The organism is Streptomyces sp. NPDC041135, assembly GCF_055592085.1.
The window spans coordinates 394,683-418,995 of sequence record NZ_JBVIYZ010000004.1 but is presented as its reverse complement, the minus strand read 5'-3'; the positions used below and the strand labels follow the sequence as shown (position 1 = coordinate 418,995).

At 71.9% G+C, this 24,313-nt stretch carries 23 protein-coding genes; 8 read left to right on the top strand and 15 right to left on the bottom strand.

What is annotated here, in order from left to right; genetic code table 11:
* Window positions 1-10 precede the first annotated feature (10 nt).
* From ACZ6CZ_RS13040 to ychF, 10 genes are all read right to left on the bottom strand, one after another.
* Window positions 11-937 (bottom strand): LLM class flavin-dependent oxidoreductase, encoded by a 927-nt coding sequence (locus ACZ6CZ_RS13040; protein ID WP_469018862.1) that lies wholly within the window; start codon window positions 935-937, stop codon window positions 11-13.
* A complete protein-coding gene (locus ACZ6CZ_RS13035; RefSeq protein WP_469018859.1) occupies window positions 934-2,193 on the bottom strand; it encodes an MFS transporter in 1,260 nt (419 codons plus the stop codon). Before ACZ6CZ_RS13035 ends, ACZ6CZ_RS13040 begins: the two co-directional genes overlap by 4 nt.
* Complete coding sequence (locus ACZ6CZ_RS13030) at window positions 2,190-3,353, bottom strand: GNAT family N-acetyltransferase (RefSeq protein WP_469018857.1); 1,164 nt, start codon at window positions 3,351-3,353, stop codon at window positions 2,190-2,192. Before ACZ6CZ_RS13030 ends, ACZ6CZ_RS13035 begins: the two co-directional genes overlap by 4 nt.
* On the bottom strand, window positions 3,350-4,714 hold the full coding sequence (locus ACZ6CZ_RS13025) for a DUF6002 family protein (RefSeq protein WP_469018854.1): 1,365 nt from the start codon (window positions 4,712-4,714) through the stop codon (window positions 3,350-3,352). Before ACZ6CZ_RS13025 ends, ACZ6CZ_RS13030 begins: the two co-directional genes overlap by 4 nt.
* Before the next feature lie 36 nt (window positions 4,715-4,750).
* Entirely contained in the window at window positions 4,751-5,995 is a 1,245-nt protein-coding gene (locus ACZ6CZ_RS13020; protein ID WP_469018852.1) for a cytochrome P450, read from the bottom strand.
* Window positions 5,992-7,257, bottom strand: coding sequence for an MFS transporter (locus ACZ6CZ_RS13015; protein WP_469018849.1), 1,266 nt, complete (start codon window positions 7,255-7,257; stop codon window positions 5,992-5,994). Before ACZ6CZ_RS13015 ends, ACZ6CZ_RS13020 begins: the two co-directional genes overlap by 4 nt.
* A complete protein-coding gene (locus ACZ6CZ_RS13010; RefSeq protein ID WP_469018846.1) occupies window positions 7,254-8,270 on the bottom strand; it encodes an aspartyl/asparaginyl beta-hydroxylase domain-containing protein in 1,017 nt (338 codons plus the stop codon). Before ACZ6CZ_RS13010 ends, ACZ6CZ_RS13015 begins: the two co-directional genes overlap by 4 nt.
* Window positions 8,263-9,441 (bottom strand): cytochrome P450, encoded by a 1,179-nt coding sequence (locus ACZ6CZ_RS13005; protein WP_469018843.1) that lies wholly within the window; start codon window positions 9,439-9,441, stop codon window positions 8,263-8,265. The genes ACZ6CZ_RS13010 and ACZ6CZ_RS13005 overlap by 8 nt, the downstream gene beginning before the upstream one ends.
* 312 nt (window positions 9,442-9,753) lie before the next feature.
* Window positions 9,754-10,599 (bottom strand): siderophore-interacting protein, encoded by an 846-nt coding sequence (locus ACZ6CZ_RS13000; RefSeq protein WP_469018840.1) that lies wholly within the window; start codon window positions 10,597-10,599, stop codon window positions 9,754-9,756.
* A 214-nt stretch (window positions 10,600-10,813) separates the two neighbouring features.
* Window positions 10,814-11,902, bottom strand: a complete 1,089-nt coding sequence (gene ychF, locus ACZ6CZ_RS12995) for a redox-regulated ATPase YchF (protein ID WP_469018838.1) — start codon at window positions 11,900-11,902, stop codon at window positions 10,814-10,816.
* Between the two features lie 180 nt (window positions 11,903-12,082).
* Here ychF and ACZ6CZ_RS12990 point away from each other — a divergent pair, with 180 nt between their 5' ends.
* A complete protein-coding gene (locus tag ACZ6CZ_RS12990) occupies window positions 12,083-12,601 on the top strand; it encodes a DUF6542 domain-containing protein (RefSeq protein ID WP_469018835.1) in 519 nt (172 codons plus the stop codon).
* A gap of 161 nt (window positions 12,602-12,762) precedes the next feature.
* Here the strand turns inward: ACZ6CZ_RS12990 and ppgK are convergent, their stop codons facing one another.
* Both ppgK and ACZ6CZ_RS12980 read right to left on the bottom strand, forming a co-directional pair.
* Window positions 12,763-13,512, bottom strand: a complete 750-nt coding sequence (gene ppgK / locus ACZ6CZ_RS12985) for a polyphosphate--glucose phosphotransferase (protein WP_469018832.1) — start codon at window positions 13,510-13,512, stop codon at window positions 12,763-12,765.
* A 33-nt stretch (window positions 13,513-13,545) separates the two neighbouring features.
* Window positions 13,546-14,568, bottom strand: a complete 1,023-nt coding sequence (locus ACZ6CZ_RS12980; protein WP_469018830.1) for a 4-hydroxy-3-methylbut-2-enyl diphosphate reductase — start codon at window positions 14,566-14,568, stop codon at window positions 13,546-13,548.
* A 78-nt stretch (window positions 14,569-14,646) separates the two neighbouring features.
* Here ACZ6CZ_RS12980 and xseA point away from each other — a divergent pair, with 78 nt between their 5' ends.
* The 3 genes from xseA (at window position 14,647) to ACZ6CZ_RS12965 (ending at window position 16,792) form a co-directional block, all read left to right on the top strand.
* Window positions 14,647-15,873 carry an exodeoxyribonuclease VII large subunit gene (gene xseA, locus ACZ6CZ_RS12975; protein WP_469018827.1) on the top strand — a complete coding sequence of 409 codons (1,227 nt, stop codon included), beginning with the start codon at window positions 14,647-14,649 and terminating at the stop codon, window positions 15,871-15,873.
* Window positions 15,870-16,115 carry an exodeoxyribonuclease VII small subunit gene (locus ACZ6CZ_RS12970; RefSeq protein WP_469018825.1) on the top strand — a complete coding sequence of 82 codons (246 nt, stop codon included), beginning with the start codon at window positions 15,870-15,872 and terminating at the stop codon, window positions 16,113-16,115. The genes xseA and ACZ6CZ_RS12970 overlap by 4 nt, the downstream gene beginning before the upstream one ends.
* An 86-nt stretch (window positions 16,116-16,201) precedes the next feature.
* The gene (locus ACZ6CZ_RS12965; RefSeq protein WP_469018823.1) at window positions 16,202-16,792 is read left to right on the top strand and encodes a malonic semialdehyde reductase; all 591 of its coding nucleotides are present in this window, start codon (window positions 16,202-16,204) and stop codon (window positions 16,790-16,792) included.
* A gap of 107 nt (window positions 16,793-16,899) precedes the next feature.
* Here the strand turns inward: ACZ6CZ_RS12965 and ACZ6CZ_RS12960 are convergent, their stop codons facing one another.
* Window positions 16,900-17,433 (bottom strand): DUF4245 domain-containing protein, encoded by a 534-nt coding sequence (locus tag ACZ6CZ_RS12960; RefSeq protein WP_469018820.1) that lies wholly within the window; start codon window positions 17,431-17,433, stop codon window positions 16,900-16,902.
* A gap of 126 nt (window positions 17,434-17,559) precedes the next feature.
* Here ACZ6CZ_RS12960 and glpX point away from each other — a divergent pair, with 126 nt between their 5' ends.
* Window positions 17,560-18,594 carry a class II fructose-bisphosphatase gene (gene glpX / locus ACZ6CZ_RS12955; protein ID WP_469018818.1) on the top strand — a complete coding sequence of 345 codons (1,035 nt, stop codon included), beginning with the start codon at window positions 17,560-17,562 and terminating at the stop codon, window positions 18,592-18,594.
* 82 nt (window positions 18,595-18,676) lie between these two features.
* Here the strand turns inward: glpX and ACZ6CZ_RS12950 are convergent, their stop codons facing one another.
* A complete protein-coding gene (locus ACZ6CZ_RS12950) occupies window positions 18,677-19,051 on the bottom strand; it encodes a WhiB family transcriptional regulator (RefSeq protein ID WP_469018815.1) in 375 nt (124 codons plus the stop codon).
* Window positions 19,052-19,225: 174 nt separating this feature from the next.
* Entirely contained in the window at window positions 19,226-19,924 is a 699-nt protein-coding gene (locus tag ACZ6CZ_RS12945; protein ID WP_469018814.1) for a DUF1707 SHOCT-like domain-containing protein, read from the bottom strand.
* 184 nt (window positions 19,925-20,108) lie between these two features.
* Between ACZ6CZ_RS12945 and ACZ6CZ_RS12940 the strand changes: the two genes are divergently transcribed.
* The 3 genes from ACZ6CZ_RS12940 (at window position 20,109) to fomD (ending at window position 24,194) form a co-directional block, all read left to right on the top strand.
* Window positions 20,109-21,776 carry a fumarate hydratase gene (locus tag ACZ6CZ_RS12940; protein WP_469018811.1) on the top strand — a complete coding sequence of 556 codons (1,668 nt, stop codon included), beginning with the start codon at window positions 20,109-20,111 and terminating at the stop codon, window positions 21,774-21,776.
* Between the two features lie 222 nt (window positions 21,777-21,998).
* On the top strand, window positions 21,999-23,399 hold the full coding sequence (locus ACZ6CZ_RS12935; protein WP_469018809.1) for a class II fumarate hydratase: 1,401 nt from the start codon (window positions 21,999-22,001) through the stop codon (window positions 23,397-23,399).
* Window positions 23,400-23,501: 102 nt separating this feature from the next.
* Window positions 23,502-24,194 (top strand): cytidylyl-2-hydroxypropylphosphonate hydrolase, encoded by a 693-nt coding sequence (fomD, locus tag ACZ6CZ_RS12930; protein ID WP_469018807.1) that lies wholly within the window; start codon window positions 23,502-23,504, stop codon window positions 24,192-24,194.
* The last annotated feature ends 119 nt before the right edge of the window (window positions 24,195-24,313 follow it).

Here is a 24,313-nt window from a genome sequence, read left to right as displayed (position 1 = left end):
CCGGCTCTCCTCACTGTTCGGCAGGGCTCAGGTGACGACCCACGTGCAGGACGGCTCGCTCGAAGGCGGCGGGATCTCCCGCGAAGACGCCGTCGGCGCGCGGCCGGGCCAGGACGACGTCGGTGAAGCCGAGGTGCGCGCATCGCCCGACGAGATCGGCCAGCCGCTCGGCCGAGGCGTACGGGTCGGCCACGATCCGGCTCAGGTTGACCAGCCGGCGCGGCGGCCCGGACACCGTGCCGGTCCCTCCGCCCGCCGCGCCGCCGAGGTCCTCGGCCGCCTGACGCAGGCGGCGGATCTGGCTCCGCAGCGTCGCGAACGCCTCGTCCTCCGGCTGCGCTCCGGGACGCCCGGTGTCACCGATGGTCACCCACAGGTCCGCGACGCGCGCCGCGAGGCGCATCCCCCGCGGGCCGGTCGCTGCCAGGGCCAGCGGAAGACGGGGCCGCCGGACGCAACCCGGCGCCATCCGCACGTCCTCGGCCCGGTAGAAGCGACCGCGGAACGTGGACGTGTCCTGACGCAGCAGCAGGTCGACGAGGGTGACGAACTCCTCGTAACGCCGCCCGCGTCGTACGGGTGGCAGCGGGGCCTCACCGAGCGCGGTGGCGTCCGGCCCGGGCACCCCGGCCCCCACACCGAGCACGAACCGCCCGTCGCTCATGCGGTCCAGCGCCATGGCCTGCTTGGCCACGAGGACGGGATGGCGGAAGTTGGGGGTCGTCACGAGCGTGCCGAGCGTCATGGTGGTGGTGTGGCAGGCGGCGACCGCCAGCGTGGTCATCGCGTCGTACCACGGGGCGTCCGCCCGGAGCCGCCAGGACAGATGGTCGAGCGTCCACCCGTGGGTGAATCCGAGCTGTTCGGCCTCACGCCAGACGCGCGCGGCGGTCCTGCCCGAGTGTTCCGGAAGGACCAGGACGCCCAGTGCCGTCATACCTTCTCCAGGTCGCCGGTGACGCCGCCGGTTCCGCGCTCGCGCAGCGCCCACCGCGCGGTCGCCGCCGTGCCACAGCCCGCGACGACGTAGACCACCGCGAGCACCAGCCAGCCCAGCCGGCCGCCCTCGACGAGCAGCACGGTCATCGCCCCGGGCGCGAGCATCATCGCGGCCGCCTGGCCGGTGCCGAACATGCCCTGGTACTCGCCGTGCGCATCCTGCGGAGCGAGCCCCACGGACAGTCCGAAGCCGCTGCCGACGAAGAACAGCTCGCCGGCCACGTGCACGACCGCGGCCAGGAACAGCACCACCAGGACATACGGCCCGGAGCCGTGGTAGGTGGCGGCGAAGACGGCGCACGACACCGCGAGAAGCAGCCCCGACCACAGGCCGAGCCTCCCGGCCCCCGCGACGGTGGCGGCGGCCCGGGTCACCCGGTTCTGGAAGAGGACGATCACCACGGCGTTGAACCCCATCAGCACGCCCATCACCCACAGGTGGGCCCGGGTGTGCGCCGTGATCCACAGCGGTACGCCGGAGTCGAGCATGCCCCAGTTCAGGGCCAGCAGGCCGTTGAGCAGCGTGGCGGCCAGGAACGGCCGGTCACGCAGCACCAGCACCTTGCGGCTGACCTTGCGGTCGGCCAGCGAGCGCACGTGCGGGACCCGCAGGAGCAGTGCCGCGGCGAGCAGGTTGGCCACGCCGTACAGGAGGATCAGGCTCAGATAGCCGAGGCGGCTGTCGGCGGACAGCACGAGTCCACCGAGCAGGGCGCCGACCACGATGCCGCCCTGGGTCATCACCCGGGCCGTGGAGATCGCGTTCAGACGCTCGTCGCCCGGCGGGGTGAGTCCGGAGACGACCGCGACCCGGATCGCGGGCGTGGACCGTTCGGCGGCGATCATCACGCAGGTGACCGCCACGATCGCCCAGAAGTCGCGCACCACCGCGTACGAGAGCACCGCGAGTCCCTGCACCAAGGTCAGCGCGATCAGCGTCTCGCGGGTCCCGGCGCGGTCGGCGAGGTAGCCGAGCGGTGCGCCGAGCGCCAGTCCGGCCACGCCGGCCAGCGTGATGCCCACGCCGAACTGGGCATGGGTCAGACCCACGGACTTGATGAAGAACATGGCCCAGCAGGTGAACCAGGCGCCGCGGCCCAGCGAGAGCACGAGCGCGGCCGCGTGGACCGGGCCGACCGGGCGGCGCCACCACGTGAGGGTCGCCCACTCGGGGCGCGGCCGTGGCCGGATCATCCCGCGCTCCGGGCCGGGGCGAGGAACTCGTCGAGATCGACGGTGCGTGAGCCGTGCACTCCCGGCGTGGCGGCGCGGATGCCGAACCCGGCCGGGCGGGCCGAGTCGTGGAAGTAGACGGCCACGATCCGGTCGGCCGGATCGATGCTCAGCATCGGGGTGGCGACGAGGAAGTCGCGCACCGCCGGGGTGTCCCGGACCGCTCGCACGTACACACGGCGATCGCGGTAGTGGTCCCGGGAATGGGTGATCGTCGGGTGCAGGCGTCGCTTGAACTGGAAGACGCCCTTGCCCGGGAAGGGGTCGCCGCCGGCAAGGTCGACGCACCGCACACCGTGGCGCGCGGCCCATTCCACGGTCAGGTAGTAGACCGCCTTGGCGGCCCCGCTGCGGTAGTGCGTCTCGTCGCCGTCCAGCACGCCGAAGAGGCGCATCCGCAGTGTCCGGCCCCTCTCCTCGAGCCGGCACACCACGCCGGCCACCCGCTTCCCGCCCTCGTTGACGAACAGCAGCACGCCGTGCCGGAGCAGAGCGTCCCGGGTGGTCGCCCAGTCGGCGCTGCGCGTCTCGTCCCCGTGCCGCAGCTCCATCGTCGGCAGGTGCATGCGCTCGTAGAAGAACCGCAGGTCGTCGACGCGGGTCGTCGTCTCGTACGTCCACTCGTGCCGGCGGCGCAGCCGCGCGAACTGCCTGCGTTCGTTGGGGGACACCGAGGCGAACGTCGCCGCCGGATCACCCCCTACGTCGATCAGCGCGTGGACGCGGAACGGCAGGATCAGCGAACGGTCGCGGGGCAGTGCGCGGGCCCGGCGGCTGGAACAGCCCACGACCAGGAGGTCGGCGTCCGCGGCACCCGCGCCGCGGCGGATCTCACGCCAGGTGAGCGGCGAGAGCGCGGCCGGCTCCGGTCGCAGCGGGCCGCCCGCCCGTTCGCCGGACGGGACCGGCAATTGCGCCCGGAGATAGGGAAGCACGTAGGTGAGCCCTTCGGGGAAGCCCTGGTACGCCAGGGTGAGCCGGTCACCGGCCGACCTGGTCACCGTGTGCGGGAACCGCCGGCCGGGGGCGCTCGCCCAGCAGCCGCGGGCGGCGGCCCAGAATCCGGTGCCGGCGTTCCACCGGAAGCGCACCGCCGTCGCGGCGCGGGGCAGGTCCGTCATGCCGCCGCGCCCCGGCCTGCGACCGCGGCGTCGCGGAGGGCCGCGCACACGTCGGCCACACCCGCGACGTCCCGCACCTGCGCTCGGCAGAGCGGGACGAAGTCGTCGGTGCCGTAGGAGCCCGAGCCGTGGACGACGACCTCGTCCGCCCGCAGGAGGCCTCGGTCGATGCCGTTCAGGACCCCTGTCATCACCATGACCAGGGACCATTCACGCAGGCTGCGGGGGTCGGCGGGCAGCGCTGTGCCGGCCGGGCCCAGCAGGGCGCGGATCTCGCCGTAGCGGCCGAGGCATTCGTGCAGCGAGACGACCACACCGCCGCCGCCGTTGCCGCGGATGAGCGCGTTCATCGCCGCGGACGTGGCGGGGGCCCGGGTGTAGAAGGTGCTGTCCAGGTCCTCCCCCGTGCTGAAGGTCGTCCGGGGATAGTGCGGGTCCGCGTCCTGGTGGTGCAGGCCCGTGTCCGGGTCGAACCGGTAGGCGGGCACCGGGGTGCCGTACAGGCTCCGCACCATGTCGGGCGTGGCGAGATGCTGGACGAGGAAGTACCGCGGGGGCCGGTTCCGCGCGGGCGTCAGCGTGGTGCCCAAGTGATGGCCGAGAAGCCCGAAGGCACTGGACACGGCGTGCGCGTGGACGCGTACCGTTCCGGGAGCCTCGGGCAGCGCCGCGTCCTCGGCGAAGGCCCGCACGGCGTCCGCCGGACGGTAGTTGTCCAGCTCCAGGGTGTGCCAGAGGCGGAATCCGTACCGCGTGAACAGGTCCGGCGCTGACTCCTTCATGGCTCGCAGGACGACGGTCTTCACATGGTCGGGGTGTTCCCGGTCCAGTACGCACATGGGGTTGCGGACGGCGAGGTCCGGATCGCCTGCCAGGGCGGACCACCACAGCTTCGGGCGTGCCCCGTCCGGGACCACGGTGACGATACGCAGGTGTTCCGGGTCCGTGAGGCCTGTGCGGTAGGCCCGCAGCACCGCGTCGCGCAACGCCGTCGCCTTGTTGGCGGACGACGGCGTCAGGATCATCACCGCCTCCCCGGTGCGGTCGGTATGCGCGACGGCGCGGGCCACGATGACGTGCGAGGCGAGGCTCTTGACCGTGCGGGTGCCGGGGTTGCCCATGAGGTCGAGCAGATGCAGCCGGACGCCGCCGACGGTGCCGAGTTGGGCGAAGCGGAGGTCGGTGGCGGCGAAGAACGCGCCGAGCCGTTCGGACGGTTCGGGCAGGGCGAACTCCGGCGCGAAGCCGCCCGTCGGGGGCCGGCCGGCGGCGACGGCCGCCAGGGCCCGGCGCAGACCGTCGCCGTGCTCGTCGAGGACGTTGACCGAGGTCGTCGGGACCTCGGCGACATGGTGGGTCATCGCACTCCTTGAACAGGGGGTGTCCGTGCCCCGGCGTCAGCACCAGGTGACGGGGAACCGGTGGAGACCGAACGTGCGCTCCTCGTAGCGGAAGGGGAGATCCCCGGGGTCGCCCAGGACCCTCAGGCCCGGAAGGCGTTCGAAGATCCGCCGGTAGGCGATCTCCAGCTCGCCGCGGGCCAGGTTGTGTCCCAGGCACTGGTGGACGCCGTGACCGAAGGCCAGATGGGTGCGGCGGCCGCGGCGGACGTCGAACACGGCCGGGTCGGCGAACGCCCGCTCGTCGTGGTTGGCGGAGGCGCCCAGGACGAAGACGCCCTCACCGGCGCGTACCGTCTGCTCACCCACGCGGATGTCCTCGGTTGCGACCCGGGCGAGCGCCACCCAGTCGACGATCGAGTGGTAGCGGAGCAGTTCCTCCACAGCCGACGGCCACAGCGCGGGGTCGGCGCGCACGGCGGCGAGCTGATCCGGGTGGTTCAGCAGGGTGTGCACGCCGAGCGGGATCATGTTGCCCGTGGTCTGGTGGCCGGACACCAGCAGCAGGAAGGCCATGCCGGCCAGTTCCTCGTGGGTCGGTCCGCCCGACCGGCCGCGCTCCCGGACGAGGCGGCCGAGCAGATGGTCGCCAGGATCCCGCTCGGCCCGGTGTGCCAGCTCGTCCACGTACCCCCGGATGTCCTTGAACGCGGCCTCGGCCTCCTCAGGATGAGCGAGGCCCTGCGTCATGGTGTGGGTGCGTTCCTGGAAGAAGTCCCGGTCCTCGTAGGGGACGCCCAGGAGACGGCACATCACCTGAGTGGCGACGGGCATCCCGAAGTCCGCGACCAGATCCGCCTCCTGACGGCCCGTGAACCCGTCCAGGACCGCGTCCACCACGGACCGGATGACGGGACGCATGGCGCGGACCCGGCGTATGCCGAACTCGGAGGCCAGCATGCGCCGGTAGCGGTCGTGCTCCGGCGGGTCCAGGTCGATGAAGTCGCCGGGGAGCGTGCCGCGCGGCGATCCGGCGGCGTCCGCGAACGGGTGTCCCGGCCGCTGCGGCGAGGAGCTGATCGCCGGATGGGTGAGCAGTCGCTGTGCCTCGGCGTGCCGGGTCACCAGCCAGACCGGCCGGTCCCGGAACGTCGCCTGTACGAGGGGAGCCCGGTCCCGCAGTTCCGCGTACTCCGGCGGAGGTGCGTGGGGGCAGCGGCGGGGCATCGGGAACCGCGGCCGGGACTCCTGGCCGGCGTCCGCCCGGGACTCACGCCTGTCGGGCCCGGGTGCCTGTGTCATGTCGTACCGTCCGCCGCGTCGTGGCCGGGCAGCTCGCGCATGCGGACCAGTGGCGAGAAGAGCAGGGGGAGGGTGGAGAGCACCAGCCCCACGGCACCGGCCCACACCGCCGCCCGTACGCCGAACGCCTCGCCCAGGGCGCCGCCGAGCACGCCGCCGAGCGGCATGGCGCCCCAGACGAGGAAGCGCATGGTGGCGTTCATCCGGCCCAGCATCTCTGGTGCCGTGGTGGCCTGGCGGAAGCTGATCTGGCTCACGTTGTAGACCACCACCCCGACCGAGACCAGGAAGGAGCCCACGAGGAAGAAGACGACTCCGGCACCCGCGGTGGTCAGCGGAATCAGCAGCGCGAACGGCTGGAAGAGCAGGGGGCCGACCCAGATGATCCGGGCCGAGCCCACCCGCTTCGACAGCGGTCCGACCAGGGTTCCGCCGCACAGTCCCCCCACGGCGCCCGCGGCCAGCAGGGCTCCGTAGACCCCGGGTGAGAGCCCGAGTTCCTGGACGAAGAACAGCGCCTGGACGGCGAGGAGCGCCGAGAACGCCAGGTTCGCCAGGGCCGAACGGAACGCGATCACCCGCAGGATGCGGTCGGCGAACACCAGCCGCAGCCCCGCGCGGATGCCCTGCACCAGGCTCGGCCGGTCGGTCGTGGAGGACACCGGCTCCTGGGCGCGGATCCGGCTCAGCAGGAGCGCGGAGCCCAGGAAGCCTACGGCGTTGGCGATGACCGCGATGGGCGCTGTGAGCAGGGCGACCAGCCAGCCGCCGATGCTCGGCCCCACCACCTGGGCGCCGGACCGGCTGGTCTCCAGCTTGCCGTTGGCGTCGACCAGCCGGTCGCGGCCGATCAGGGCGGGCAGATAGCTCTGGCTGGCGATCTCGAAGAACACGGTGGCGACACCGGTACCGAGCGCGACGGCGTAGAGCTGCACGAGGGTGAGCACGTCGAGCCAGGCGGCGACGGGGACGGAGAGCAGGAGCGCCGCCCGTACGAGATCGGCCGTGATCAGCACGGGTCTGCGGCGCATCCGGTCCACCCACACACCCGCGGGCAGACCGATCAGCACGAACGCCGCTGTTTGCGCGGCGCTCAGCAGACCGACCTCGAACGCGCTCGCCCGCATCGTCAGGATGGCGACGAGGGGCAGCGCGACGACCCCGATCTGCGAGCCGGCGACGCTGATGGACTCGGCGCCGAACAGCAGCATGAACCGCCGGTCCCGCAGCACGCCGCCCCGCACGGCGGTCTCGGCCGTCATATCCGCTCACCGGCGGGTTCCGCCGGCAGGGTGAGGGCCCGCACCTGGTCCCCGACCCGGGTACGGAGCGTGGCGTACGGCCTGCCGTAGCAGTCCCGGGTGAACTGGATCGTCCGTTCCACCGTCCAGCCGGCGAACCGGAACTCCCCGGCGCCCACGTGGACGAGGCCGAAGGCAGGCTTGCCGGAGAAGAACAGCGCCGGCCGTCCGTCGTGCGCGTCGACGGTGGCCGTCCGGGTGCGTGGCGAGGTGAGGAAGGCTCCGTCGGCTTCGTCGAAGGCGGTGAACGAGTCGGGAACGGCGAAACCGCAGCGATACCCCCTCAGCTCCTCCGCCGTCACGGGCACCTCCGGCAGCGACAGGAGAGTGTGTTCGACCACTTCCGTCGTCCGGAACGCGTCGGGGAACAACTGCAGCAGTTCCCGGGTGGGTTCACAGTCCATGACCAGGTGGACGCGGGTGACGTCGTCTTCGTTGCGCACCAGGTGCGGACGCGTGAAGTCGGCGTACCAGAGCTCCCCGGGCTGCCAGCAGTGGGTGGTGTCCTCGATGGTGAGCACGGCGCCGGGTGTGGTGATCAGCGGTACGTGCAGGCGCACGATTCCCCAGGGCAGGCCGTACTTCGTGTCGTTGTGCAGGGGGCTGGCCGCGCCGGGGCCCAGCGACTGGAGCCGGACGCAGCGCAGCGGAGCCGGCAGCTCCTTCAACAGCAGGGCCAGGTGCGGGGCCCTGGCGAGCAGCGGGGTGTCGGCGAAATCATCGAGCGCGGGGCCGCCCGGGTCGGACCGGCCGGGATCGCCGCCGACACTGCGCAGCGGGAGCTTGCGCCAGTCCACGTCCACGCCGGGGCGGAGGCCGTCGCCGGAGACGATCTGCGGCCCCAGCCACGTGCTGGTGCGCAGGGCGTCGAGGTCGGCGAGCAGCCCTTCCGTGTCGAAGTGCGGAGTGAGCCTGGCCGTCGCGGGCAGCCCGGCCAGGACGGGGGCCTGGGGCCACGGCTCGAGTTCACTCATGGGTGTCGTCTCTCCACGCGTTCAGGGTGATCGGAAGCCGCTGCGGGTAGCGCAGGGTGGCCCGGGTCGCGCGGACCGCCGGCCCGGCCTGGCGCACGGCATCGGGAAGGTCCAGGAGGCTGGTGAGCAGGCCGTGCAGCACGACTCTCGCGAGCAGGGTGCCGGTGCACGCGTGGGGGCCGCGGCCGAAGGCCAGGTGCGGGTTGGGACTCCGGTCGGGCACCACCGTGTCCGGGTCGGAGAACTGTGCGGGGTCCCGGTTGGCCGAGCCGATGAGGGCCAGGACCGTCTGCCCGCGGGCGATCCGCACGCCGCCGAGGTCGAGGTCCTCCACGCATCCGCGGCTCGTGCCCTGGATCGGGCTGTCGTATCTGATCAGCTCGTCGATGCAGCTGTCGAGCAGTCCGCGGTCGCGGCGCAGCCGTTCGAACAGCTGCGGCCGGTCGAGGAGAGCGAGCAGAGCGTTGGCGGCAGCCGACACGGTGGTGCTGAACCCGGCCAGGAAGAGCACGCGTCCGGTGCTCCAGACATGACCTACCGGCACGCCCAGTTCCTTCCGCTCACGCAGGGCGTGACCGAGCATTCCCGGGGTCGATTCGTCGAGCACCCAGGATTCCACCAGTGCGTCGATCTCCCGGCGCGCGGCAATGGCCGGCGGAAGCACTTCGGGAAGAAGTCCGGCGTCCATTCCGCGCTCCACGGCGTCGGCCAGCCCGACGAAGGAGCCGATTTCCGGTGTTTCCACTCCGAGGAATCGGCAGACGGCCTGGAGGACGACCGGGCGGGCGATTTCCGCTACGAAGTCGAAGTGCTCGCCGGAATCGAATTTCCGGAGAACGGCGGCCGACTCGTCCGCCACCAGGGTCCTGACGCCGTCGAGGTCCTGGTGGTGCAGTGCCTTCATGAAGAGGTGCCGCACCGGCCCGTGCTCGGGCGGATCGAGCACCTGCAGGCTCGGGTGGTCCATCTCGGGCACGTCGTGGCCGGCCCGGCGCCAGTCGCTCGCAAAGGCGGCGGTGTCACGCAGGATCCGCGAGCAGTCCTGGTACCGCGTGAAGACCCAGGACTCCAGGCGGTCGTGCCAGAAGACCGACTGGGTCTCACGGAGCTGCGTGAAGAATCCGTACGGATTCTCTATCAGTCCAGGTGACAACGGATCGTATTCCAGCATCCCACGCTCTCCTCTGCCGCTTTCTCCTCAGCACGATCGGCAACGGGGCCGACTCGGCGAGTCGGCCCCGCAAGACTTCCGCTATGTGATTACCAGCAGTACTTCATGACGGTCCCCCCAACTCCTGGTCGGTTTTTCGAAGCTCGATCATCAAATCAACATCCCGAACTTCACGCAACGAACCCGACGGCAGGGCAATCCCCCTCTTGCCACAGCGCGTTACTCCGTGGTAATGCCAGGCGGTACGCGGGCACGAAAAAGCCGGACCGGCTGAATTTCTCCATGCCGTCCGGCATTCCTGGACACGGCTGCTCAGGCGGCCGGGGTGTCGTTCTCCTGCTCCGCCTCCACCTGGGCGTTCCACTCCCGTTTGGCGGACTGCCAGCCCTCCTCGTCGTGGCCGAGACGCCAGTAGCCGGACACGGACAGCCGCTCCCGCGGGATGCCGCGCTCCACCCGCAGCAGCCTGCGCAGCTCCTTCACGAAGCCCGCCTCACCGTGCACGAAGGCGTGCACACGGCCGTCCGGGAAGTCGAACGCGCGGACCGCCTCGACCAGGGCCGCGCCGACAGGTCGCTCCCCCCGGTGCAGCCAGACGACCTCCGCGTCACCGGCGAACTTCTGCTCCTCCTCGGGGCCAGCCACCTCCACGAACACCTTGGCGACGGCGCCCGCGGGCAGCGCTTCGACGGCGGCGGCGACGGCCGGCAGGGCGCTCTCGTCCCCGGCGAGCAGATGCCAGTCGGCGCCGGCGTCGGGGACGTAGCCGCCACCCGGGCCGCCGAAGCGCAGGATGTCGCCCGGCCGGGCTGCCATCGCCCAGGGTCCGGCGACGCCCTCGTCCCCGTGCAGCACGAAGTCGATGGTCAGCTCGCGGCTTCCGGCGTCCCAGGAACGGACCGTGTACGTGCGGGACACCGGCCACTGCTCGCGCGGCAGTTCGGCCTGGATCAGGTCCAGGTCGAAGGGTTCGGGGTACGTCGCGCCGGGCGCGGGGAACAGCAGCTTCACGTAGTGGTCGGTGAACTCTCCCGCGGCGAAGCGGTACAGGCCCTCACCGCCGAGGACCACGCGCTGCATGTGCGGGGTGAGGCGCCGGCTGCGCACCACCCTGCCGACGTGGACGTGCCGGCCACTGCGCTGCGGTCGTTCTGCCATGGTGATCTCCCCCGTGGGACGGATGTCGGAACGTGCGGTCGCCGAAAAATTAACACCCGTGCGGCCGCACGCGAGGGGATACCGCGCAGCGCGACCCGCCACCGGCTCCGAGGCCAGCGCCCGGGCGGGGACCGCCAAGCACCAGGGGCCCGACTCCGCTGAGCCGGGCCCCTGCGAGCTGCACCTCGACGCGGGCGACGTGGTGGGGTCGCGCCTAGACGTTGAACCGGAACTCCACCACGTCCCCGTCCTGCATGACGTAGTCCTTGCCCTCCATGCGGGCCTTGCCCTTGGCGCGGGCCTCGGTGACGGAGCCGGTTTCCACCAGGGCGTCGAAGGAGATGACCTCGGCCTTGATGAAACCCTTCTGGAAGTCGGTGTGGATGACACCGGCGGCCTCGGGGGCGGTGGCGCCCTTCTTGATCGTCCAGGCGCGGGACTCCTTGGGGCCGGCCGTGAGGTAGGTCTGCAGGCCGAGGGTGGTGAAGCCGACGCGGGCCAGGGTGGCGAGGCCGGGCTCGTCCTGGCCGACGGACTGGAGCAGCTCGAGGGCCTCGTCCTCCTCCAGCTCGGCGAGGTCCGCCTCCAGCTTGGCGTTGAGGAAGATCGCCTCGGCGGGGGCCACCAGCGCGCGCTGGGCGTCCTTGAAGGCCTCGTCCGTCAGCTCGTCCTCGTCGACGTTGAAGACGTAGAGGAAGGGCTTGGCCGTGAGCAGGTGCAGGTCGTGCAGCAGCTCGGCGCGCTCGGTGCCCTGGACGATGCCCTGGGAGAAGAGCGTGTCGCCCCGGTCCAGGATGTCCTTTGCCTCCTCGACCGCCTTGACCTTCGGGGCGATGTCCTTCTTGATCCGGGACTCCTTCTGAAGGCGCGGCAGGACCTTCTCGATGGTCTGGAGGTCGGCGAGGATCAGCTCGGTGTTGATCGTCTCGATGTCGTCCTTGGGCGAGACCTTGCCGTCGACATGGACGACGTTCTCGTCCTTGAAGGCGCGGATCACCTGGCAGATCGCGTCGGACTCGCGGATGTTCGCGAGGAACTTGTTGCCCAGGCCCTCGCCCTCGGAGGCGCCGCGCACGATGCCCGCGATGTCGACGAAGTCGACGGTGGCCGGCAGGACCCGCTCCGACTTGAAGATTTCGGCCAGTTTCGCCAGCCGGGGGTCGGGGACGCCGACGACACCGACGTTCGGCTCGATCGTGGCGAACGGGTAGTTGGCCGCGAGCACGTCGTTCTTGGTCAGGGCGTTGAACAGGGTCGACTTGCCGACATTCGGCAGGCCGACGATTCCGATCGTGAGCGACACGTTGCGACTTCCCGTACGTGAGAGGGCCAGAGGCTGCCAGAGGGCCAGGAGACTGGCCGATCCCCCAGTTTACGGCGTCCCCGGTACCGGTCCGGCGGCCGCTCGGAACGGGTGGCCGGGCTCGTGCCCCCGGCGTGTCAGATGGGCTATTCGGCACATAAACCGACCTAGGTTGGTCCGATGGAGCATCACAGGACCCGACCCCCGCACCACGGACCGCGCCGCGGCACACCGTCCACCGCCCTGCCCCCACAGGCCAGGCGGCGACCCGCTCGGGGACCGGCCCGGCCGGTACGGGCCGGCCGGGCGGTCCGGCGCCTGCCGGACCCTCGGCTGACCGGGCTGGGCGGGGGGCTGTTCTGCGTGGCGGCGATGTTCCTGCTCGGCTGCCTGGACGCGCTGCTGTTCGGGGCGTCCCTCACCGCGTACGGCGTGCTGTTCCTGCCGGTGTGCGTCCTGACCGCGGCCTGGGTGCGCGGCGGCGACCTGCTCGCCGCCCCGGTCGTCGTGCCGATCGCCTTCGCCGTGGGGCTGCTGCCCGCCTCCGACGGGTCGGGCGGCACGGCGGGACGGCTGATGGGCCTGGTCACCGGGCTCGCCACGCAGGCCGGGTGGCTGTACGGCGGCACGCTCCTGGCCGGCGCGATCGTGCTGGTGCGCCGGGTGCGGCTGGTGCGGGCACGCCGGGCACGGAGCTGACCCGCCGGCCGGGCACGGAGCCGACCCGCCGGCCGGGCACAGGGCTGACCCGTCGGCCGGTAACAGGGCTGACCGGCCCCCGGGCCCAGGGCAGGCGCCCGTAGGCCGGGCCTCGGGCAGACGCGCCCGTACGGCACCGTGCGGGCGCCCGCGCCGCCCGCTTACGCCTGGGTGGCGGCCGCCCGCATCGCCGCCCCGACGATCCCCGCGTTGTTCTGCAGCTGCGCGGGGACGATCTCGGCCTTGATGTCCGTGATGTGGGGCAGGAACTTCTCCGCCTTGCGGCTGACCCCGCCGCCGATGACGAACAGCTCCGGGGAGAACAGCATCTCCACGTGGGCGAGGTAGCTCTGCACGCGGTGCGCCCACTGCTCCCAGCTCAGCTCGTGGTCGTCCCTGGCCTTGCTGGAGGCGCGCTTCTCGGCGTCGTGCCCGTGCAGCTCGAGGTGGCCCAGCTCGGTGTTGGGCAGCAGGACACCGTCCACGAAGACGGCGCTGCCGATACCGGTGCCGAAGGTGAGCAGGACGACCGTGCCCCGGCGGTCACGGCCGGCGCCGAAGCGCATCTCGGCGACGCCCGCCGCGTCCGCGTCGTTGACCACCGTCACCGGCAGGCCGCCCAGCCGGTCGCTGAACAGGGCACGCGCGTCCGTGTCGATCCAGCTCTTGTCGACGTTGGCCGCCGTACGGATCGTGGCGCCGCCGGTGACGACGCCGGGGAAGGTCAGGCCGACCGGGCCCGTCCAGCCGAAGTGGTCGATGACCTGCTTCACCCCGTCGGCCACGCCGTCGGGCGTCGCCGGGTGCGGGGTGAGCACCTTGCAGCGCTCCTGGGCCAGGTCGCCCCTGTCGAGGTCCACAGGGGCGCCCTTGATGCCGGATCCGCCGATGTCCACGCCGAAGATCTGCATGGCCCCACGGTACGTCGTCGGACCGACAGGGGATCAAGCGGAGGCGGGTGCCGCCCCCGAGCCGCCGCGCTCGGCCACCAGGGCCGCGGCCTCCTCGCGCAGGTCGCGGCGGAGTTCCTTGGGCAGCGAGAAGGTGATGGACTCCTCGGCCGCCTTGACGATCTCCACGTCCTCGTAGCCGCGCTCGGCGAGCCACTGGAGGACCTCCTCGACCAGCACCTCGGGGACGGAGGCGCCGGAGGTGACTCCGACGGTGGAGACGCCCTCCAGCCAGGCCTCGTCGATCTCGGCGGCGAAGTCCACCAAGTGGGCGTCGCGCGCGCCGGCGAGCTTGGCGACCTCGACGAGCCGCTTGGAGTTGGAGGAGTTGCGGGAGCCGACCACGACGACCAGGTCCGCCTCCGCGCCCATCTGCTTCACCGCGAGCTGCCGGTTCTGCGTGGCGTAGCAGATGTCGTCGCTGGGCGGGGAGATGAGCTGCGGGAACTTCTCCTTGAGGGCGTCGACCGTCTCCATGGTCTCGTCGACGGAGAGGGTGGTCTGGGAGAGCCAGACGACCTTCGAGGGGTCGCGGACCTCGACCTGGGCGACGTCCCCGGGGCCGTCGACGAGCTGGATGTGCTCGGGGGCCTCGCCGGAGGTGCCGATGACCTCCTCGTGGCCCTCGTGCCCGATGAGGAGGATGTCGTAGTCCTCGCCGGCGAAGCGGACGGCTTCCTTGTGCACCTTGGTGACCAGGGGGCAGGTGGCGTCGATGGTGGCGAGCCGGCCCTGCCTGGCCTCGTCGTGGACGACGGGGGCCACGCCGTGCGCCGAGAACATCACGATGTTGCCCGGCGGCACCTCCTCCGTCCGCTCGACGAAGACGGCGCCCTTCTTCTCCAGGGTCTGCACGACGTACTTGTTGTGGACGATCTCGTGCCGGACGTAGATGGGGGCCCCGTACTGCTCCAAGGCCTTCTCGACGGCGATCACGGCGCGGTCCACGCCCGCGCAGTAGCCCCGGGGGGCGGCGAGCAGGACACGGCGGCCAGGCGAAGCGGTCATGGCACCCATCGTAAGGCCGCGTCCGCGGCCGCCCGCGCCCGTCCGCGGCGGCCCGGGTTGTCGGCACCGGCCGTTACGCTCGGGCGCATGGCTGTGAACACGTCCGCGCAGACCCCGCTGCCCGTCGGTGAGGTGTCGCGGCTCATCGGGGGCTGGATCGACCGGCTCGGCGCGGTGTGGGTCGAGGGGCAGATCACGCAGTTGTCGCGGCGGCCGGGCGCGGGCGTGGTGTTCCTGACGCTGCGCGACCCGTCGTACGACATCTCGGTGAGCGTCACCTGCTTCCGGCAGGTGTTCGACGCCGTCGCCGACGTGGTCGGGGAGGGCGCCCGGGTGGTGGTCCAGGCGAAGCCGGAGTGGTACGCGCCGCGGGGGCAGCTGTCGCTGCGGGCCACCGAGATACGGCCCGTGGGGGTGGGCGAGCTGCTCGCCCGGCTGGAGCAGCTGAAGAAGGCGCTGGCGGCGGAGGGCCTGTTCGCCCCCGAGCGCAAGAAGGCGCTGCCGTTCCTGCCGCAGCTCGTCGGGCTGGTCTGCGGGCGCGCCTCGGCGGCCGAGCGGGACGTGCTGGAGAACGCCCGGCACCGCTGGCCCGCCGTCCGCTTCGAGGTGCGCAACGTCGCCGTGCAGGGCGTGCACGCCGTCCCGCAGGTGGTGCAGGCCGTGAAGGAGCTGGACGAGATGGGGGACGTGGACGTGATCGTCGTCGCCCGGGGCGGCGGCAGCGTGGAGGACCTGCTGCCCTTCTCCGACGAGCAGCTGGTCCGCGCGGTCGCCGCCTGCCGCACGCCCGTGGTGTCCGCCATCGGGCACGAGCCGGACACCCCGCTCCTCGACTACGTCGCCGACCTGCGCGCCTCCACCCCGACCGACGCCGCCAAGAAGGTGGTGCCGGACGTGGGCGAGGAGGCCGAGCGGGTGCGGATGCTGCGGGACCGGGCCCGGCGGTGCATGGAGGCGTTCGTGGAGCGGGAGGAGCGGGGGCTGGCCCACGCGCTGGCGCGGCCGTCGATGGAGGACCCGCACCGGATGCTCGACGAGCGGGCCGATCATGTGGCGTCCCTGCTCGGCCGCAGCCGGCGCACGGTCGGCCACCTCCTGGACCGCGCGGACTCCGAGCTGACGCACACGCACGCGCGCGTGGTGGCGCTGTCCCCGGCCGCGACGCTGCGGCGCGGGTACGCCGTGCTGCAACGGGCCGACGGCCACGCGGTGCGCGATCCGGACGAGGTGGGCGACGGCGAATCGCTGCGGGCCCGGGTCGCCGGCGGTGACCTCACGGTACGTGTCGAGGCTGGACCTAAGGTGGGCGGATGACCAGCAAGGTGAATGAGGCGCTCTCGTACGAGAAGGCGCGGGACGAACTGATCGAGGTCGTACGGCGGCTGGAGGCCGGCGGTACGACGCTGGAGGAGTCCCTGGCCCTGTGGGAGCGCGGGGAGGAGCTGGCCAAGGTGTGCCGCCGCTGGCTGGAGGGCGCCCGGGCCCGCCTGGACGCGGCGCTGGCCGGGGAGGGCGAGGACGGCGGGGACGGCGGGGACGCGGGCGGAGCTAGTTGAAGGTTGAACTTCATCTGGCGTAGGGTCGTCGCGTCAGCCGGTCCGGCTCCGCCCGGGACCGGACGCGTACGTCGAGGAAGTCATCCATGTCTCTCGTTCTTGACCCCGCCGCCCAGGACCTGCTGTTCCGCGAGGCCCGCACCGCGAACTCCTTCAGCGATGAGCCCGTGACCGACGAGCAGGTCCGCGCGATCTACGACCTGGTCAAGTTCGGCCCGACCTCCATGAACCAGTCGCCGCTGCGCATCACGCTGGTCCGCTCCCCCGAGGCCCGCGAGCGCCTGGTGGGGCACCTGGCCGAGGGCAACCGGGCGAAGACCGCCACCGCCCCGCTGGTGGCGATCCTCTCCGCCGACAACGAGTTCCACGAGGAGCTGCCCCAGCTCTTCCCGCACTTCCCGCAGGCCAAGGACGCCTTCTTCGGTGAGCGTTCGGTGCGCGAGCCCAGCGCCGCGCTCAACGCCGCGCTGCAGGCCGCCTACTTCATCATCGGCGTGCGCGCCGCCGGCCTGGCCGCCGGCCCGATGACCGGCCTGGACTTCGAGGGCGTCCGCAAGGAGTTCCTGGACGACGACCACACCCCGCTGATGGTCGTCAACATCGGCCGGCCCGGCCCGGACGCCTGGTTCCCGCGCTCGCCGCGCCTGGCCTACGACGACGTGGTCACCACCGTCTGAGCCACGCCGCCCGCACACGCGAAGAGGCCCCCGGTCGTCACCGGGGGCCTCTTCGCGCTCACGTGCTGATCAGCAGGCGCTCGCCGGGACCGCCGCCTCAGCGCGGGCTATCGCGTCCGCAGCGCCTGCGCCATCCTCGTCAGCTGCTCGAACGGCGCCGTGCCCGCCACCACCGTCGTGGAGTCGGCGTCGGCGGCGTCCTTCAGCACGAGGGCGTCGTAGCGGCCGCCGGTGTACCGGGTCCAGGTGCGGCCGCCGATCCGTTCGGTGTGCCGGGTGGCCGACGCGCCCTGGCTCGCCTCGTCGATGAAGTCGGCGCGCTTGTCCGTGGCCGACTGCTCGACCTGCACGTAGTCGCCGCCGGGGATCTGGAAGCCCAGGTGCCAGCGGTCGGACTGGTCGCCCCGGTAGCGCACCGAGGTCGCCTTCCAGCTCTTGGGCAGACCCTCGGGCGCGGCCACCGGGTAGCTCGCCGCCCGGCGCGCCGTGAGCAGCTCGACCCGGTAGTCGACCCGCTTGATGTCGGGGGCGTGGTCGTCGTGCGGGACGAAGACGTAGATCACCGCCGCCGCGATTCCGATCAGGCCCAGGGAGAGGATCATGTCCCGGACCGTCTTCTGCTTGCCGTTCGTACCTGCCACGCCTTCTATCGTCGCAGGTGCCCGCCGCGCTCATCCGTGGGGGCCCCTGCTCATTCTGTCTGTCTGACGATAGAGTCGGAGTTACACCCTCATCCGGCCGTCGTCGTATCAGAAAGGTGCGCTCCGATGACCGAGCATCATCACTTGCCGTCCGAACTCGATGTGCCTTCCGAGGCCCCCGACCGCAACCTCGCCCTGGAACTCGTCCGGGTGACCGAAGCCGCCGCCATGGCCGCGGGCCGCTGGGTCGGCCGCGGTGACAAGAACGGCGCCGACGGCGCCGCGGTGCGCGCCATGCGGACCCTCGTCTCCACCGTGTCGATGAACGGCGTGGTCGTCATCGGCGAGGGCGAGAAGGACGAGGCGCCGATGCTCTTCAACGGAGAGCACGTGGGCGACGGCACCGGCCCCGAGGTCGACATCGCCGTCGACCCCATCGACGGCACCACCCTGACCGCCAAGGGCATGCCGAACGCCATCGCCGTCCTCGCCGCCGCCGAGCGCGGCGCCATGTTCGACCCGTCCGCCGTGTTCTACATGGACAAGCTGGTCACCGGCCCCGAGGCCGCGGACTTCGTCGACATCGACGCGCCCGTCTCGGTGAACATCCGGCGCGTCGCCAAGGCCAAGCGCGCCACCCCCGAGGACGTCACCGTCGTCATCCTCGACCGGCCCCGGCACGCCGGGATCATCGACGAGATCCGCGAGACCGGCGCGCGGATCAAACTGATCTCCGACGGCGACGTGGCCGGTTCCATCCTGGCGCTGCGGGAGGGCACCGGCGTCGACCTGCTGCTCGGCATCGGCGGCACCCCCGAGGGCATCATCTCGGCCTGCGCCGTGAAGTGCCTCGGCGGCACCATCCAGGGCAAGCTGTGGCCCAAGGACGACGAGGAGCGGCAGCGGGCGATCGACGCCGGCCACGACCTCGACCGGGTGCTGACCACGGAGGACCTGGTCACCGGGGAGAACGTGTTCTTCGTCGCCACCGGCATCACCGACGGCGAGCTGATGCGCGGCGTGCGCTACCGCTCCGAGATCGCCACGACCGACTCGATCGTGATGCGCTCGAAGTCCGGGACGGTGCGCCGGATCGACTCCGAGCACCGGCTGAGCAAGCTGCGGGCGTACAGCGCGATCGACTTCGACCGGGCGAAGTAACCCGCGCGCGGCGAGCGCGGACGGAACGACGACGGGCGCCCCCTGGTGCGGAAGGGGGCGCCCGTCCTCGTCCGGCCCGCGCTCAGCCCGCCGCCGCTATGCGGTTCGCCGTCCGTGTCTTCTTCAGCTCCATGTCCCGGCGCCGGCGCCTGGCCAGGACCACCCGGCGTTCGGCGGCGGTCAGACCGCCCCAGACGCCGTAGGGCTCCGGCTGGAGCAGCGCGTGCTCGCGGCACTCGACCATCACCGGACAGCGCGCGCACACACGTTTCGCCGCCTCCTCCCGGGACAGCCGGGCGGCGGTGGGCTCTTTCGAGGGTGCGAAGAACAGGCCGGCCTCGTCGCGCCGGCACACCGCCTCGGTGTGCCAGGGTGCGTCTTGGTCCCTGTCCTGCACCGGCACCCGCGGGGCCGGGACAGCAGCTACCTGCAGGGACGAATGCGGCGGTTGCAGCACGGTCTACTCCTGACGACGGCTTCGCGAGCGAGAGACGATGCAGCAAGGCCTACCCGCTGTGCGCGCGCCTATGCACAGCGTCCCCGGCGGCGGGCGCACGGCGGCCGGTTCCCGACCCTGTGCGCCGGCTGTGTCAGGACCGGTTCGTTCCGGTTCCGGGCGGATTCGCGAGCGTCAACGGTCGAGGTGTTTGCGCATCGCCCTGTCGACCTTGTCCTGCACCCGGCCCATAATGTCCGCGACCAGCTTGCCGCGCCTGGGCCGCGCCTCCACGTTGCCCAGCACGGCCCAGCCGTCGACGTAGACGATCGGCGCGTCCGGATCGGTCGAGTCGCGCGGGCTCACCTCGAAGTTGCCCAGCACGCCGCCGCCGGTGCCGCGCAGCGACACGTTCTCCGGGACGCGGATCTGGACGTCGCCGAAGACCGAGACGGCCTTGATGACGACCTGCTGGTACTCGAAGATCGCCTCGCTCAGGTCGATCTCGATGCTGCCGAAGACCGAGTACGCGTGCAGCCGGCGCCCGGCGTGCCAGCGACCCTTGCGCGCGGCCGTGCTGAAGACGGCCACGAGGTTCGCGTCGGCCTCGGCCGGGATCGCGCCCGGGGTCGGCCGCGGCGGCGCCGGGACGTAGGCGGGAGCGGGACGCCGGTGGGCGGCCGGCAGGTCCCGGATGAAGACCTCCAGCTCGCCGACCCTCTTGGCGTTCAGCACCCCCTCGACCCGCTCGGCGTGCTCGTCCGCGGTCAGGCGCCCCTCGGCGAGGGCCTCCCGGAGGATGTCGGCGATGCGGTCACGGTCGGCGTCCGAGGCGCGCAGCTCGGCGACGCGGTCAGCCGTGGGCGCCTGCTGGGCGTGCTGGTGAAGGTCCACGGCAGCAGCGTACCCAAACGCGATAGATCGCGACTAGGCCCTGTCCGGCACTTGCCGTGGCCGCGCCCGGACCGCGGACCGGGTGAGCCGGACCTCACAGGTCCGGTGCCGGCGGCAGGTTCTACGCTGGTGAGCGCCCGCCAACGGAGGCGGGCGCCGTCTGCCGAGTGAGGAATGGGCTGAGATGCCTGAGTTCGCGTACACCGATCTGCTCCCCCAGGGAGAGGACACCACCCCCTACCGGCTGGTGACCTCGGAGGGCGTCTCCACCTTCGAGGCCGACGGGCGGACGTTCCTCAAGGTGGAGCCGGAGGCGCTGCGCACGCTGGCCGCCGAGGCCATCCACGACATCCAGCACTACCTGCGCCCGGCCCACCTGGCGCAGCTGCGCCGGATCATCGACGACCCCGAGGCGTCCGGCAACGACAAGTTCGTCGCGCTGGACCTGCTGAAGAACGCGAACATCGCGGCGGCGGGCGTGCTGCCGATGTGCCAGGACACCGGCACCGCCATCGTCATGGGCAAGCGCGGCCAGAACGTGCTGACCCGGGGACGCGACGAGGAAGCCCTCTCCCACGGCATCTACGACGCCTACCGCAACCTGAACCTGCGCTACTCCCAGATGGCTCCGCTGACCATGTGGGAGGAGAAGAACACCGGCTCCAACCTCCCCGCCCAGATCGAGCTGTACGCCACCGACGGCGGCGCCTACAAGTTCCTGTTCATGGCGAAGGGCGGCGGCTCGGCCAACAAGTCCTTCCTGTACCAGGAGACCAAGGCCGTCCTGAACGAGACCTCCATGATGAAGTTCCTGGAGCAGAAGATCCGTTCGCTGGGCACGGCCGCCTGCCCGCCGTACCACCTGGCCATCGTCGTCGGCGGCACGTCGGCGGAGTACGCGCTGAAGACCGCGAAGTACGCCTCCGCGCACTACCTGGACAACGCGCCCACCGAGGGCTCGCCGCTCGGCCACGGCTTCCGGGACACGGAGCTGGAGGAGAAGGTCTTCGAGCTGACGCAGAAGATCGGCATCGGCGCGCAGTTCGGCGGCAAGTACTTCTGCCACGACGTCCGGGTCATCCGCCTCCCCCGGCACGGCGCCTCCTGCCCCGTCGCCATCGCGGTCTCCTGCTCCGCCGACCGCCAGGCCGTCGCGAAGATCACCGCCGAGGGCGTCTTCCTGGAGCAGTTGGAGAGGGACCCGGCGCGATTCCTGCCGGAGACGACGGACGAGCACCTCGAGTCCGACGGCGACGTGGTGAGGATCGACCTCAACCAGCCGATGGACGACATCCTCGCCGAGCTGACCAAGTACCCGGTCAAGACCCGGCTGTCGCTGACCGGTCCGCTGGTCGTCGCGCGGGACATCGCCCACGCCAAGATCAAGGAGCGGCTGGACGCGGGTGAGGAGATGCCGCAGTACCTGAAGGACCACCCCGTGTACTACGCGGGACCGGCCAAGACGCCCGAGGGGTACGCCTCCGGGTCCTTCGGGCCGACGACGGCCGGCCGCATGGACTCCTACGTCGAGCAGTTCCAGGCGGCGGGCGGGTCCCGGGTGATGCTCGCCAAGGGCAACCGGAGCAGGCAGGTCACCGACGCGTGCCAGGCGCACGGGGGGTTCTACCTCGGGTCCATCGGCGGGCCGGCCGCGCGGCTCGCGCAGGACTGCATCAAGAAGGTCGAGGTCGTCGAGTACGAGGAGCTGGGGATGGAGGCGGTCTGGAAGATCGAGGTGGAGGACTTCCCGGCGTTCGTCGTCGTCGACGACAAGGGCAACGACTTCTTCCAGGACCCCGCGCCCGCGCCGACGTTCACGTCCATTCCGGTGCGGGGGCCCGGGCTGGGCTAGGCCTTTGCCTCCTGGGGGGCGGCACGGGCGGATCCCGCCCCCGCCGCCCCTGCCCTTCCCGGCCCCGGGGCGCTGCCTCTCCGGCCCCGCCAGGGGGCTGCGCCCCCTGGACCCCCATCGGCCCCGTCCTCGACCGCCGGACGGGCCGGCTCGGCGGGGTCGGGGACCGGCGTGGAATAGCCTCGGGGAGGGTGGTGCTGTCCGCGATGGAGGTGATCGGCTGTGGCCGATGAGCAGGATGAGACGTACCGGATCGAACACGACTCCATGGGCGAGGTGCGGGTGCCCGCGCATGCCAAGTGGCGGGCGCAGACGCAGCGGGCCGTGGAGAACTTCCCCGTGTCCGGGCAGCGCATCGAGCGGGCCCACATCGAGGCGCTGGCCCGGATCAAGGCCGCGGCGGCCAAGGTGAACGCCGAGCTGGGGGTGCTCGACGCGGACGTGGCGCGGGCGATCGAGGAGGCGGCCGCCGAGGTCGCGGAGGGGACGTGGGACGAGCACTTCCCGGTGGACGTGTTCCAGACCGGGTCCGGCACGTCGTCCAACATGAACACCAACGAGGTCGTCGCGACGCTGGCGAGCGAGCGGCTCGGCCGGGACGTGCATCCCAACGACCACGTCAACGCCTCGCAGTCGTCCAACGACGTCTTCCCCTCCTCGATCCACATCGCCGCCACCGCCGCGGTGACCCGGGACCTGATCCCCGCCCTGGAGCACCTGGCCGCCGCGTTCGCCCGCAAGGGCGAGGAGTTCGCGGACGTGGTGAAGTCCGGGCGGACGCACCTGATGGACGCCACGCCGGTGACCCTGGGCCAGGAGTTCGGCGGCTACGCGGCCCAGGTCCGCTACGGCGTCGAGCGGCTGCGCGCCTCCCTGCCCCGGCTCGCCGAACTGCCGCTGGGCGGCACCGCCGTCGGGACCGGCATCAACACCCCGCCGGGGTTCTCCGCCGCGGTGATCGCGGAGGTGGCCCGGGTGACGGGGCTGCCGTTCACCGAGGCGCGCGACCACTTCGAGGCGCAGGGCGCCCGGGACGGGATCGTGGAGACCAGCGGTCAGCTCAGGACGATCGCGGTCGGGCTGACGAAGATCGCCAACGATCTGCGCTGGATGGCGTCCGGGCCGCGCACCGGGCTCGCCGAGATCCGGCTGCCCGACCTCCAGCCGGGCTCCTCGATCATGCCCGGCAAGGTCAACCCGGTCGTCCCGGAGGCCGTGCTGATGGTCGCCGCGCAGGTGATCGGCAACGACGCCACGATCGCCACGGCGGGCGCCGCCGGGAACTTCGAGCTGAACGTGATGCTGCCGGTCATCGCCAAGAACGTACTGGAGTCGGTCCGGCTGCTCGCCAACGTCTCCCGGCTGCTGGCCGACCGGACCGTGGACGGGATCACCGCCGACCGGGAGCGGGCCCGGGAGTACGCGGAGTCGTCGCCGTCCGTGGTGACCCCGCTGAACAAGTACATCGGGTACGAGGAGGCCGCGAAGGTCGCCAAGAAGGCGCTCGCGGAACGCCGGACGATCCGTCAGGTCGTGCTGGAGGACGGCTATGTGGAGCGCGGCGCCCTCACCCTGGAGCAACTGGACGAGGCGCTGGATGTCCTGCGGATGACGCGGCCGTAACGGCCGGGGAGCGTCCGTCTCCCCCGGCCCGGAACCGTGACGGGTGCCGCAGCGTCGTATGCCTGCGGCACCTAATATCTGTGCATGGCAGACGGTGGAGCGATGAGACGCGAGGGGCGCGGGGAACGCGCGGGGGCGGACGGCACGGCGGGCTTCTGGGCGCCCGGGAGCCAGATCCTGTGGCGCTACCGGGAGAACGCCGGTGAGCGCTTCCACATCGTGCGCCCGGTCACCGTCGTGCGCGACGACGCGGAGCTGCTGGCGGCGTGGATGGCGCCGGGCACCGAGTGCGTGCGGCCGGTGCTGGCGGACGGCACGCCCGTGCACCAGGAGCCGCTGCGCTCGCGCTACACCAAGCCGCGCACCGTGCGGCTGGACCGGTGGTTCGGCACCGGTGTGCTGAAGCTGGCGCAGCCCGGCCGGCCCTGGTCGGTGTGGCTGTTCTGGCAGCCGGGCTGGCAGTTCAAGAACTGGTACGTCAACCTGGAGCACCCGCTGGCCCGCTGGTCGGGCGGGGTGGACTCGGTGGACTACTTCCTGGACATCGCCGTGCACCCGGACCGCTCCTGGCAGTGGCTGGACGAGGACGAGTTCGCGCAGGCCCGGCGGGACGGGCTGATGGACGAGGCGACCGCCGAGCGGGCGCGGGCGGCCGGACGGGACGCGGTGGCGGCGATCGAGGCCTGGGGCCCCCCGTTCGCGGACGGCTGGCAGGACTGGCGCCCGGACCCGTCCTGGGCGGTACCGTCACTGCCGGAGGACTGGGACCGTACGCCCGCGCACGTGTCCTCATGAGACCCTTGATGCGCCCCCGGTCCACAACCGTAGGATCGTCCTCCGCAAGGGAGCGCAGCGACAACTACCGGGGCATGCGGCGGGCTTGACCGAACGTCACCGAGGGGCGGCAGGACGTG